At 39.2% G+C, this 11,933-nt stretch carries 13 protein-coding genes; 12 read left to right on the forward strand and 1 reads right to left on the reverse strand.

The features are described 5' to 3' along the window. The first annotated feature begins 8 nt into the window (after positions 1 to 8). Together IGL56_RS06245 and IGL56_RS06250 are read left to right on the forward strand one after the other, a co-directional pair. Positions 9 to 1,265, forward strand: coding sequence for a tetratricopeptide repeat protein (locus IGL56_RS06245; RefSeq protein ID WP_263306705.1), 1,257 nt, complete (start codon positions 9 to 11; stop codon positions 1,263 to 1,265). Between the two features lie 9 nt (positions 1,266 to 1,274). Next, on the forward strand, positions 1,275 to 1,814 hold the full coding sequence (locus IGL56_RS06250) for a ReoY family proteolytic degradation factor (protein WP_002361802.1): 540 nt from the start codon (positions 1,275 to 1,277) through the stop codon (positions 1,812 to 1,814). 37 nt (positions 1,815 to 1,851) lie between these two features. On the opposite strand, the gene IGL56_RS06255 is transcribed toward IGL56_RS06250, so the two are convergent. After that, positions 1,852 to 2,736, reverse strand: a complete 885-nt coding sequence (locus IGL56_RS06255; RefSeq protein WP_002357595.1) for a YitT family protein — start codon at positions 2,734 to 2,736, stop codon at positions 1,852 to 1,854. Positions 2,737 to 2,859: 123 nt separating this feature from the next. Between IGL56_RS06255 and IGL56_RS06260 the strand changes: the two genes are divergently transcribed. The 10 genes from IGL56_RS06260 (at position 2,860) to IGL56_RS06305 (ending at position 11,929) form a co-directional block, all read left to right on the forward strand. Further along, positions 2,860 to 3,210: a nucleotide pyrophosphohydrolase gene (locus IGL56_RS06260; protein WP_002363944.1), complete on the forward strand. Its 351-nt coding sequence runs from the start codon at positions 2,860 to 2,862 to the stop codon at positions 3,208 to 3,210. Beyond that, on the forward strand, positions 3,203 to 3,982 hold the full coding sequence (gene dapB, locus IGL56_RS06265; RefSeq protein WP_002357591.1) for a 4-hydroxy-tetrahydrodipicolinate reductase: 780 nt from the start codon (positions 3,203 to 3,205) through the stop codon (positions 3,980 to 3,982). Before IGL56_RS06260 ends, dapB begins: the two co-directional genes overlap by 8 nt. Next, positions 3,979 to 5,199, forward strand: a complete 1,221-nt coding sequence (locus IGL56_RS06270) for a CCA tRNA nucleotidyltransferase (protein WP_025189102.1) — start codon at positions 3,979 to 3,981, stop codon at positions 5,197 to 5,199. Before dapB ends, IGL56_RS06270 begins: the two co-directional genes overlap by 4 nt. Beyond that, complete coding sequence (locus tag IGL56_RS06275) at positions 5,199 to 5,573, forward strand: thioesterase family protein (RefSeq protein ID WP_002357588.1); 375 nt, start codon at positions 5,199 to 5,201, stop codon at positions 5,571 to 5,573. Before IGL56_RS06270 ends, IGL56_RS06275 begins: the two co-directional genes overlap by 1 nt. Positions 5,574 to 5,662: 89 nt before the next feature. Further along, entirely contained in the window at positions 5,663 to 6,118 is a 456-nt protein-coding gene (locus tag IGL56_RS06280; protein ID WP_002357586.1) for a hypothetical protein, read from the forward strand. 487 nt (positions 6,119 to 6,605) lie between these two features. Further along, entirely contained in the window at positions 6,606 to 7,472 is an 867-nt protein-coding gene (gene aroE / locus IGL56_RS06285; protein WP_002357585.1) for a shikimate dehydrogenase, read from the forward strand. A gap of 36 nt (positions 7,473 to 7,508) precedes the next feature. Continuing rightward, complete coding sequence (aroF, locus tag IGL56_RS06290) at positions 7,509 to 8,534, forward strand: 3-deoxy-7-phosphoheptulonate synthase (protein WP_002363948.1); 1,026 nt, start codon at positions 7,509 to 7,511, stop codon at positions 8,532 to 8,534. A gap of 22 nt (positions 8,535 to 8,556) precedes the next feature. After that, a complete protein-coding gene (aroB, locus tag IGL56_RS06295) occupies positions 8,557 to 9,633 on the forward strand; it encodes a 3-dehydroquinate synthase (protein WP_002357583.1) in 1,077 nt (358 codons plus the stop codon). Position 9,634: 1 nt separating this feature from the next. After that, entirely contained in the window at positions 9,635 to 10,801 is a 1,167-nt protein-coding gene (aroC, locus tag IGL56_RS06300; RefSeq protein ID WP_002357582.1) for a chorismate synthase, read from the forward strand. A gap of 33 nt (positions 10,802 to 10,834) precedes the next feature. Continuing rightward, complete coding sequence (locus tag IGL56_RS06305; RefSeq protein ID WP_002357581.1) at positions 10,835 to 11,929, forward strand: prephenate dehydrogenase; 1,095 nt, start codon at positions 10,835 to 10,837, stop codon at positions 11,927 to 11,929. Positions 11,930 to 11,933 lie beyond the last annotated feature (4 nt).

An 11,933-nucleotide genomic window follows, 5' to 3' on the forward strand; every position in this document is an offset into this window, starting at 1 on the left:
GGGAAATTATGTCATATAGTGAAAAAATGGTTCAAGCATTACAAGCTGAAAATTTAGCAGAAGCACAGTTAATGTTTGAAGAAGCATTAAAGAAAGATGATGAAAATACCTTAGCTGATTTAGGGGAAACGTTATTATCTTTAGGTTTTCTAGAAGAAGCCAAACAAATTTTCCAACAATTGTTGGAACAATTTCCCGATGCAGATGGCTTAAACATTCCATTAGCAGAAATCGCCATTGAAAATAATGAAATAGATGACGCATTCATCTATTTAGAAAAAATTCCAGAAACTAGTTACAGTTATATCCAAAGTCTCTTAGTCACTGCGGATTTGTACCAAGTTTTAGGGATTCCAGAAGTCAGTGAAGCGAAATTAAAAGAAGCAGCCAATCTTATGCCAGAAGAGCCGTTAATTCAATTTGCTTTGGGAGAACTATATTTTACAAATGGTCAATTTGTTGAGGCTATTACTCGTTATCAAAGCATTGTAGAAAGCGGGACAGCGCAAATCTCTGCTATTTCCTTGAATGAACGCTTAGGAAGTAGTTACAGCATGTTAGGTGATTTTGAAGAAGCAGTTCCTTATTTGGAAGCCGCGGTCAAAGAAGAACAAACAGACGATCGTTTATTCCAGTTAGCTTTCACTTATTTACAGTTACATGAGAATCAAAAAGCCATTACGTTGTTCCAGCAATTAAAAACACTAAACCCACATTATCAATCACTTTATCTATATTTAGCGGAAGCGCTCCAAGAAGAAGAGCAATTAGAGGAAGCAAAAGCGGTGATCGAAGAAGGAATTGCGGAAAACCCCTTCCAAGTAGAGTTATACCAATTTGCCTCTGAAAATGCCTATCGCTTACACGATATTGCTGGTGCTGAAAACTGGTTGTTAAAAGCTTTGGAATTAGGTGAGAAAACAGATGAAAGTCGTTTGACCTTAAGTAATCTCTACATCACGGAAGAGCGTTTTGAGGAAGTAATTACTATCTTAAATGATTTAGAGGAAACGGATCATCCTTATGCTGAATGGAATTTAGCAAAAGCGTACAACGAATTAGAAAACTTTGCCGTCGCTAAAGTTCATTATGAACAAGCAGCGCAAGAATTGTCTCACGAACCAGAATTTCTAAAAGAATACGCATTGTTCTTACGAGAAGAAGGCGAACTTGAAAAAGCAAAACACTTGTTATACCACTATTTGGAACATGAACCTGGTGATGTCGACATGCAATCTGTGCTAGCAGATATGGAAGAAAGATAGGAAACGACGATGTTTGTTAGTTTATCAGAAAAGAAAAAATTTTTAACTTGGTTAGTGAATACCGTGCCTTTTGGAAGAAGAGAAGTACTGTGGATTTTAAATTACTTATTAACGCATGATGCGATTTTAAATAATGTTCATTTTGTTGAGAACGTAGAGAAAACCGATCGGGGGATCCGTGTGGTAGCGGATGGTTTAGGTAAGGAGCCGTTATTGCTTTTTATCCAAGCACAAGAATTTACAGATCCGGAACAAATTTTTCACGAGATTCGGATGAATTGGCGGAAAGCTCTTTATTTAGAATGTGTATTTCCAGAGGCTTGGCAAACGAGCCAGTATTTATCTGTTTTAGAAGATAATCCGTTTGCGCCATGGAATGAACAAGTGGATCAGGAAGTTGCCAGAGCGATTGATCAATACTTTAAGCAAGAAGAACAAACGCAGCGAATGGCATTAATTAAAGCTCAAATTGATGATGCTTTAGAAACAGGCAACAAAGAAGCGTTTTTAGAATTATCCGATGAATTAAATCGTTTGAAGCAACAATAAATAAAACCCAGCATTTTCAATAAATGCTGGGTTTTATTTATTGTTTTAATTTAAAGCGCCGTTGTTTGCTGGGTTTTGCATAAGTAAAGCCTTCGCCAATTGCTTCATGTACGTTAATGATGGACACAAAGGCTTTTTCATCTATTTCATTAGCAATCCGTTTGACTTCCATTATTTCTCGAGGGCTGACTACCGTGTAGAGAACCCGTTTTTCCACTTGTGAATAAGCACCTTCACCATTTAAATATGTTACCCCGCGTTCTAAAGAAGCCATTAAACTTTGACCGATTTCTTCGGAATGATTGGAAACAATTAAAATTCCTTTCGCAGCATAGGCTCCATCGAGTACAGAATCAACAACACGACTGAAAACAAAGGACACAATTAAAGTATACATCATTCGTTTGACATCAATATAGGTCAACGAGAGGAGTAAGACTGCAACATCAAAAAGTAACAACGAGCGTCCCATGCTAATCCCAAAGTATTTTTCGAAAATGCGGGCAATGACGTCGGTCCCACCAGTGGTTCCGCCTACGCGGTAAACAAGGCCACTACCGAATCCTGCGGCCAAACCAGCTAAGAGAGCAGCAATCAATAAATCATGATCTAAATTAATTTCAACAGGAAATTTTTGCCAAAACCACAAAAATACCGATAACGACACGGTACCAATTAGCGTATAATAGAGGGAACGTTTGCCTAAAATTTTACCACCAATTAATAAGAGCGGAATATTGATTAATAATGTCGTATATGCTGGGTTAAAATGAAATAAGGCTCTTAAAATCAAAGTAATCCCCGTGACACCACCTTCGGCCAGGTCATTGGCAATATTGAAAGTAACCAAACCAAAGGCATAGATACAGCTTCCTAATACAATAAATAACACATCTTTAAAATAAAATCTTTGTTCTTCCATTTAATCACGTCCTTTTACAGTATAAACTGTATCATTCTCTATATAAAACAACAAGTAGAACCTTTCCAGATAGCCAAGTTTTTGATAAGATGTAGGAGGTAGAGTAAGAAAGGTTGGGGTAAAATGTCAGAATCAGAACAACGTAGTTTGCAATCGATGCAAACAGAAGTTGATGATTATATTCAACAGTTTAAAACAGGCTATTTTTCACCATTAGGACAAATGGCTCGTTTGACGGAAGAGGTCGGAGAATTAGCCCGTGAAGTCAATCATTATTATGGTGAAAAACAGAAAAAAGCAGACGAAAAACCAAAGACAGTATCAGAGGAACTTGGAGATGTCTTTTTTGTATTGATTAGCATGGCAAATTCTTTAGAGATTGATTTAACCGAAGTTTTTGAAGAAAATATGGCCAAATTTAACAAGCGGGATCGCTATCGCTTTGAAAGAAAGGATGGGAAAACACATGATTAAAATAATTGTCGCTGGGTTTAAAGGACGGATGGGCAGTACTGCTACACAAATGGTCTTAGAAACCGCAGACTTTGAATTAGTAGGTGTGTATGATCCTCATGAAGCACAAGAAACTGTTTCTTTCAATGATGAAACAGCAATTCCCGTTTTTCAGCGCTTAGAAGAAGTCCTAGCTGTCAAACCAGATGTTTGGATTGATTTTACGGTTCCTGAAGCCGCCTATCCAAATACACGTTTTGCGTTGGAACATGGTATGGCGCCAGTTGTTGGGACGACAGGCTTTACGGAGGAACAAATCAACGAATTGACAAACCTATCTCGAGAAAAAGCCATCGGCGGCTTAATTGCGCCAAATTTTGCAATTGGGGCAGTTTTAATGATGCAATTTGCCCAAAAAGCGGCACAGTATTTTCCGGATGTGGAAATCATTGAATTACATCATGATAACAAATTGGATGCACCGAGCGGAACGGCTATAAAAACTGCAGAAATGATTCAAGAAGTTCGGCCAGCAAAAAAACAAGGGAATCCGCAAGAGGTAGAATCAATACCAGGGGCACGCGGGGCTGATTTCGAGGGTCTGCGAATCCATAGTGTCCGCTTACCTGGTTTAGTGGCACACCAACAAGTCCAATTTGGCAGTGTAGGTGAAGGGCTCACTATTCGGCATGATTCTTATGATCGGCGTTCATTCATGACAGGAGTAGCGTTAGCTTGTCGGCAAGTGGTACAGAGAACAGAACTACTTTACGGATTGGAACAGATGCTATGAAATTGACAACTATTCCAAACGAATTTAAAGAAGCCGCTCCCGTTATTCGTGAAATCAATGCACAGGGCTTTGAAGCGTATTTTGTCGGGGGCAGCGTCCGTGATGCTTTATTAAATAAACCAATCCATGATGTCGATATTGCGACAAGTGCCTATCCAGAAGAGATTAAGCAAATTTTTAAACGAACCGTTGATGTGGGCATCGAACATGGCACAGTCCTTGTATTGATGGAAGACCAACAGTATGAAGTAACAACCTTTCGTACCGAGTCAACTTATCAAGACTTTCGTCGACCAGATGAAGTCACCTTTGTTCGCTCCTTGAAAGAAGACTTAAAACGGCGAGATTTTACGATTAATGCCTTGGCGCTCGACAGCACAGGCGAAATCATTGATTTATTTGATGGTATCGAAGATTTAACTAATCAAACCATTCGTGCTGTCGGTAATCCCCATGAGCGGTTTCATGAAGATGCTCTGCGAATGATGCGGGGCTTACGCTTTGCTAGCCAATTAGATTTTAAAATTGAAGAAAAAACCTTAGCCGCTATCGCTGAATTTCATCCTTTATTAGAAAAAATTTCAGTAGAACGCATTACGATTGAATTTGTAAAAATGCTTTTAGGGGTTAATCGACAAGGTGGCTTAGCTCCGTTTATTGAAACAGAATGCTATCAATATTGTCCCAAATTACGAGAACAAGGGGCTGGACTTTTTCGTTTAATGGACTTGCCTGCTCGTCAAATTGAAACAGAAGCAGAAGCGTGGACGTTACTTATTCAATCGTTGAATTTACCAGAAGCAGAAATTCGCTCCTTCTTAAAGGCTTGGAAACTTTCAAATCAATTAATTCAAAACGTTTCACAATTAGTACGCGGTTTGCGTTTTCGCTTGAGTAACGACTGGCAGCCAATGATCCTTTATGAATTAGGCGAAGAATCAGCAGTACTTGTTGAAAGGCTTTTATATTATTACCAACAAGAGAGTCAAGTACAAGTAACAAAAGAGTTAGTTAAGGCATTACCCATCCATCAAAGACATGAATTGGCCATAACAGGAAAAGACCTTTTAGCCGTCTTAGAAGAAACACCAGGCAAATGGTTAGGGGAACTGATTGCTGAAATCGAGCAACACGTTGTTGAAGGTAGCTTAGAGAATAAACAAGAAGTTCTGCTTTCGTTTGCCAAAAAACAACGTTCAAAAGGAGAGAAAGCATAATGCCAACAGAAATGTTTACAAAAGAATTCTTGGTGAAAGAATCACAAACGGCTAAAATGCTCGGTTCTGGTGACTTAGAAGTTTTAGGAACCCCTGCTTTAGCTGCCATGATTGAACAAACAGCCAAAGAAGCTGTGAAGGACCAATTATCAGTTGGGGAAACAACTGTCGGAACGGTGTTAGAATTGCGCCACTTATTTCCATCCGCGGTAGGGGCGACAATCGTTGTTACGATGACCAGCATTGAACAGACTGCACACAAAATACGCTATGAATTTGTTGCTTATGAAGGAGAACGACAAATTGCCAAAGGTTCTCACCAACGTGCAGTAGTTGAGATTGATTCTTTTTTAAAAAGAATAACAAAAGATTAAGAATCTACAGCGAAAGTTTGTGACCGTTTATCAAAAGTATGGTAAACTAATAATGTAAGAAATTATTTTTAAGTAAGGAGATTTGTGCTATGGCTAGAGAAATGACAGGACTTAAATTTTATTTCAGAAATGGTGAAACTTGGACGATTGATCGTCGTTTTATTGGTGATTTATGGATCAAACATATTACAACAAGTTTTGGCCGTATCCATGGTAGTGAATTTGTTGAAATTCATCCATGTGAAGGGTTCAAAATTGAAATTTTCCAAGAAGGAGATCATGTTCAAACCCACGATATTAACTTAGGTGGCTTAGAATTAGGGATGTTCTCTCGTGCTTTAAAATATGAAGATATCGAACGTATGGAAATTCTTTACAAAAATGGCACACCAGATTTAGTTTATTTCCCTTACAAAGATAAAACAGATGAGGGCTTGGATAACATCTATCAATCTACAAAAGTCAGCGAAAAAACTAAAAACTTATACATTGTTATCGACCCAACACAAACAGTTGACGATGTATACGCTGAAGAATTAAAATAATTTTTGCCCCACAGGAATCAGTGAAATGACTGGTTCCTGTGGCTTTTTTAGTCTTTTGGCGAATAAAATAACATTGTTTTTAATGGAATAGTCGAAAAAATAAGCGAATAAGTGTTGACACATGTTTTTTCTAGCTGTATACTGTTAACAATTCTTAATTAAATCAGTTTTGGAGTGATTCTTATGACAACAACGAAGAAAAACCATACACAACTGAATAACTTTTACTTTAGCTATTTTAGATAGGTTTGTATTCATAACATTATGGGTACAGACAACAAACGTTTGTATCTATAATGGCTAGGGAAATTTAAGATGACTTTCAGCCATGTAGATTTAAGAAAATCTATAGTGGCTTTTATATTGCTTTTTTGTAGGGTATTCACTGTAGATTTTTCTTAAAATTTACTGTGAATATCCTTTTTGTTTGGCCAAAAATTAGGATTTCAGAAACTTACTAAAAAAATTTCGTAAAGGAGCACACAGGATGAAAGAAATAACTGGAGCCACTCGTTTAGCTGGGTTATTCGCGAAACCTAGCCAACACAGTATTTCACCGTTGATTCATAATACAGCATTTCAAAATTTAGGAGTTGATGCTCGGTATCTGGCGTTTGACGTTGGACAAGAGACATTGCCACAAGCAATTGAAGCGATTCGAACGTTTCACATGTTAGGGGCCAACTTATCAATGCCCAATAAAGTGGCGGCTGTAAGTTATATGGATGAACTAAGTCCTACCGCTCAACTGGTTGGCGCAATTAATACGATTGTCAACAAAGATGGAAAACTTTACGGAGACAGCACGGATGGTACTGGTTTTATGTGGAGTTTGAAAGAGAAAAAGGTTGACGTTTTTCAGAATAAAATGACCATCTTAGGAACAGGTGGTGCAGCCTTATCAATCATTGCCCAAGCTGCTTTAGATGGCGTGAAAGAAATCGCCGTTTACAACAGGAAAAGCGCGGGGTTTAACGACAGTCAAAAAAAACTGGCAAATTTCACTGAACGAACCAACTGTGTAATCCATTTAAACGATTTAGCGGATACTGAAAAACTAGCAAAAGATGTTGCTGAAAGCGTCTTGTTAGTTAATGCAACGAGTGTGGGTATGCATCCACATGCACATAGTAGTCCTATAGAAAATTATGCAATGATTCAACCGAAGTTATTCGTGTATGATGCTATTTATAATCCCAGAGAAACACAGTTATTAAAAGAAGCCCGTTTACGTGGCGCAGAAACAAGCAACGGCTTGGACATGCTACTTTATCAAGGAGCTGTTGCTTTTGAACAATGGACAGGACAAAAAATGCCTGTATCAGTCGTAAAACGTAAAATTGAAAATAGATAAAAAGAGCGCCGTTTAAAGGCATGAGGAGAGAATATAATGATCGTAATTATGAAAGAAAATGCAACCGAAAAGCAAATGAAACAAGTCATTGATTTAGTAACAGGTGCAGGCTTAACTACTCAAACAAGTCAAGATAATGGAAAAACAGTGATAGGCTTGATTGGTGATACAGAAAAATTAGTTGAAGCAGAGTTAACAGCATTAGAAGGCGTGGAGAAAAGTGTCCGCATTTCGTTGTCTTACAAACTAACGAGTCGTTTATTTCATCCAGAGAATACAGTGGTTGATGTGAACGGTGTTAAAATCGGTGACGGCAGTATGACCATGATGGCGGGCCCTTGTTCAATCGAAAGCTTAGATCAGATTCGCGAATGTGCGCGAATTGCTAAAGCTGGAGGTGCAACAATTTTACGAGGTGGTGCATTCAAACCTAGAACGTCGCCATACGCTTTCCAAGGACTAGAAGAAGAAGGACTAAAATACATTCGCCAAGCGGCTGATGAATTAGATATGCAAGTCATTACAGAAGTGATGGATGAAGCGAATTTAGAACTTGTCGCAAAATACAGTGACATTTTACAAATCGGTGCGCGCAACATGCAAAATTTCAAGTTATTACAAGCGGTTGGTAAAACTGGAAAACCTATTGGCTTAAAACGCGGGATTGCTGGTACGATTGATGAATGGCTAAACGCAGCTGAATACATTGCTGCGCAAGGAAATTTCAATGTGATCTTCATTGAACGTGGGATTCGTACGTACGAAACCGCTACGCGCAATACACTTGATTTAAGTGCGGTGCCTTTAATTAAAAAATTAAGTCATTTTCCAATTATTGTTGATCCGAGTCATGGTGTTGGTATCTGGGATTTAGTACCGCCAATGGCCCGAGCAGGTGTTGCTTCAGGTGCGGACGGCTTGATTGTAGAAATTCACCCAGATCCAGCGAATGCGTGGTCAGATGGGCCACAATCCTTGAATGAAAAAACTTACCTACGTATGATGAAAGAAGTTCATATCATCGAAAAAGCAATGAAAGAAATTAATGCTTTAGAAGATTAGTAAAGACAGAGGAGTAGAGGACATGAAATTAACCGTAACGTTACCTACACATTCATATGATTTAACCATCGAAACAGGTGCCTTAGATAAAATTGGCACCTGGGTACGTAGCCTGTGGCAGCCACAACGGGTAGCGATTATTACCGATGAAACGGTGAATAAATTATATGGCGCAGCTGTTGAGAAAGAATTGCAAGCTGCTGGTTTTGAAACATCATTGATTGCTGTAGCGGCAGGTGAACAAAGTAAGAGCCTCGAAACAGCTCAGCTGCTTTATGATTTTTTAGCGGAACAGCAATTGACTCGAAGTGATGGTTTAATTGCTTTAGGTGGAGGCGTTGTGGGAGATCTAGCTGGATTTGTCGCTTCAACCTATATGCGTGGCATTCACTTTTTGCAAGTACCAACAACCTTACTGGCACAAGTAGATAGTAGCATTGGAGGTAAAACAGCGGTTAATACTAAAAAAGCCAAAAATCTTGTCGGTACTTTTGCCCAACCAGATGGGGTTTTAATTGATCCTAATACACTTAAAACATTAGAACCAAGACGTGTGCGTGAAGGAATTGCAGAAATTGTAAAATCAGCAGCTATCGCTGATGTTGAATTGTGGCATCGTTTATCCTCTTTGGAAAATGAACAAGATTTAGTGGCACATGCAGAAGAAATTATCACGGCCTGTTGCAAGATTAAACGTGATGTCGTCGAAGAAGATGAATTAGATTTGGGCTTACGTTTGATTCTGAATTTTGGGCATACGATCGGCCACGCATTAGAAAATACAGCTGGTTACGGGGTGATTGCTCACGGTGAAGGCGTTTCTTTAGGAATGATTCAAATAACTCAAGTCGCAGAACAACAAGGGCTTTCCCCACTTGGGACTACCCAAGAGTTGGTCACCATGCTAGAAAAGTTCCATTTACCAGTAACCACAGATCGTTGGTCAGAAGAACGTCTCTATCAAGCCATTACACATGATAAAAAAACACGTGGGGGACAGATTAAAATCATTGTCTTAGAAAAAATTGGTCAAGCGAAAATTGTCTCTTTACCAACGGAAGAAATTCGAGCATTTTTAAACAGAGAAGGAGGAATTTAAGATGCGCTTTATTACAGCAGGCGAATCACATGGACCTGAATTAACTGCTATTATTGAAGGCTTACCAGCCGGCTTGCCTTTAAGTAGCGAAGAGATTAACCGAGAATTAGCAAGACGTCAAGGCGGTTACGGTCGTGGAGGACGGATGAAAATTGAAAAAGACCAAGTACGTATTACTTCGGGCATTCGGCATGGTAAAACACTTGGCTCACCAGTAACGTTGATTGTCGAAAACAAAGACTGGAAAAATTGGACCTCCGTGATGTCAGTAGAGCCAGTTCCTGAAAAACAAAAGAAAATCCGCCGCGTCAGCAAACCACGTCCAGGACATGCTGATTTAGTCGGTGGCATGAAATATCAACATGATGATTTACGGAATGTTTTAGAACGGTCTTCGGCACGAGAAACAACGATGCGTGTGGCGATTGGTGCGGTTGCTAAAAAACTCTTAGCTGAACTGGATATCCAAGTCGCTGGGCATGTCGCGGTGTTAGGCGGGATTGAAGCTACGATTCCTGAAAATTTAACGATTCGTGAAATTCAAGAACGATCTGAACAATCTGCCGTTCGCGTATTAGATCCTTCCGTAGAAGAAAAAATGAAAGAACTAATTGACCAAACCAAGAAAAATGGCGATACAATTGGTGGGGTAGTAGAAGTACTTGTGGGTGGCGTTCCAGCTGGCTTAGGTAGCTATGTTCAATGGGATCGTAAACTAGATGCCAAAATTGCGCAAGCTGTTGTAAGCATCAATGCTTTTAAAGGTGCTGAGTTTGGCATTGGATTTGAAATGGCGCAACGCCCTGGTAGTCAAGTGATGGACGAGATTGTTTGGGACGAAAGTACTGGTTATACCAGAACTTCCAACAATTTAGGCGGTTTTGAAGGAGGAATGACCAACGGAATGCCAATCATCGTTCGTGGTGTCATGAAACCTATTCCAACCCTTTATAAACCATTACAAAGCGTGAATATTGATACAAAAGAGCCTTATAAGGCCAGCGTTGAGCGCTCTGATAGCACGGCGGTACCGGCCGCTAGCGTTGTTTGTGAAGCCGTTGTTGCAACGGAAGTAGCGAAGGCTATGCTCGAAAAATTTGATAGTGACTCATTTGAACAAATGAAAGAAGCAGTGAAACGTTATCGTCTATATACTCAAAACTTTTAATGGAAAAAAGTCGCAAGGTATATGGAGGGAAAAATGAAGAAACGTATTTTAATCGTAGGATTAGGGCTAATCGGGAGTTCACTGGCTTTGTGTATCAAAAAAGGGCATCCAAACAGTGAGATTATCGGTTTCGATAATCAAGCGGAGTCAACTGAATTTGCTAAGAAAACGGGTCTAATTGATGAGATAGCTGAATCTTTAACAAGTGGGGCAAGACGAGCAGAGATTATTTTTCTTTGTTCCCCAGTTAAAGCAACTTTAGTACAACTAGAAGAATTAAACCAATTATCACTAGAAACTGCTCTGATCACAGATGTGGGTAGTACCAAGGTGGAAATTAATCAGTTAGCAACAAAGCTTAACATGAAAAATTTTATTGGTGGTCATCCAATGGCTGGTTCACATAAATCCGGCGTAACAGCCGCTGATGAACGTTTGTTTGAAAATGCCTACTATATTTTTACCGATGACCATGGCGAAAAAAACAAACAGATTCAGGAGTTACAAACGTTACTAAAAGGAACGCATGCGAAGTTTATTACGATGCCTGCACAGGAACATGATGAAATTACTGGTGCTCTAAGTCACTTGCCACATATTGTTGCCGCAGCTTTAGTGAACGAAAGTCAGCAACTGAATACCACTTACCCTAGAGCACAGCAGCTAGCGGCTGGAGGATTTAGAGATATTACTCGAATTGCTTCCTCTGATGTAACGATGTGGACGGATATTTTATTAAGCAATCGCTTAGTATTATTGGACTTACTAGAAAATTGGCAAAAAGAGATGACTACTGTTTGCCAATGGTTAACAGAAAAAAATGCCCCAGCTATTCGTAATTTTTTTGATAAGGCCAAAGAAACACGTGCTCAGTTGCCCATTCATAAAGAAGGCGTAATCCCAGCTTTCTATGATCTGTTTGTTGATGTACCAGATCAACCAGGAATCATTGCTGAAATTACGCAAATTTTAGGCGAAGCGGACCTTTCTCTTACAAATATTAAAATTTTAGAAACGAGAGAAGAAATCTATGGGATTCTTCAATTGTCTTTTAAAAATCAACCAGACTGCCAAGCTGCAAAACAAATTTTATCTAAAGAAACGAACTATACGTGTTATGAAAAATAAGAGG

Source organism: Enterococcus sp. DIV1316a (genome assembly GCF_050536915.1).
Classification (GTDB): Bacteria; Bacillota; Bacilli; order Lactobacillales; family Enterococcaceae; genus Enterococcus; species Enterococcus faecalis.

Coding starts and splice junctions, on each gene's coding strand:
- dapB (WP_002357591.1), top strand. CDS start 3,203: ATGATTAAAATAATTGTCGCTGGGTTTAAAGGACGGATGGGCAGTACT.
- IGL56_RS06280 (WP_002357586.1), top strand. CDS start 5,663: ATGGCTAGAGAAATGACAGGACTTAAATTTTATTTCAGAAATGGTGAA.
- IGL56_RS06255 (WP_002357595.1), bottom strand. CDS start 2,736: ATGGAAGAACAAAGATTTTATTTTAAAGATGTGTTATTTATTGTATTA.
- IGL56_RS06245 (WP_263306705.1), top strand. CDS start 9: ATGTCATATAGTGAAAAAATGGTTCAAGCATTACAAGCTGAAAATTTA.
- aroB (WP_002357583.1), top strand. CDS start 8,557: ATGAAATTAACCGTAACGTTACCTACACATTCATATGATTTAACCATC.
- IGL56_RS06275 (WP_002357588.1), top strand. CDS start 5,199: ATGCCAACAGAAATGTTTACAAAAGAATTCTTGGTGAAAGAATCACAA.
- IGL56_RS06250 (WP_002361802.1), top strand. CDS start 1,275: ATGTTTGTTAGTTTATCAGAAAAGAAAAAATTTTTAACTTGGTTAGTG.
- aroC (WP_002357582.1), top strand. CDS start 9,635: ATGCGCTTTATTACAGCAGGCGAATCACATGGACCTGAATTAACTGCT.
- IGL56_RS06305 (WP_002357581.1), top strand. CDS start 10,835: ATGAAGAAACGTATTTTAATCGTAGGATTAGGGCTAATCGGGAGTTCA.
- IGL56_RS06270 (WP_025189102.1), top strand. CDS start 3,979: ATGAAATTGACAACTATTCCAAACGAATTTAAAGAAGCCGCTCCCGTT.
- aroF (WP_002363948.1), top strand. CDS start 7,509: ATGATCGTAATTATGAAAGAAAATGCAACCGAAAAGCAAATGAAACAA.
- aroE (WP_002357585.1), top strand. CDS start 6,606: ATGAAAGAAATAACTGGAGCCACTCGTTTAGCTGGGTTATTCGCGAAA.
- IGL56_RS06260 (WP_002363944.1), top strand. CDS start 2,860: ATGTCAGAATCAGAACAACGTAGTTTGCAATCGATGCAAACAGAAGTT.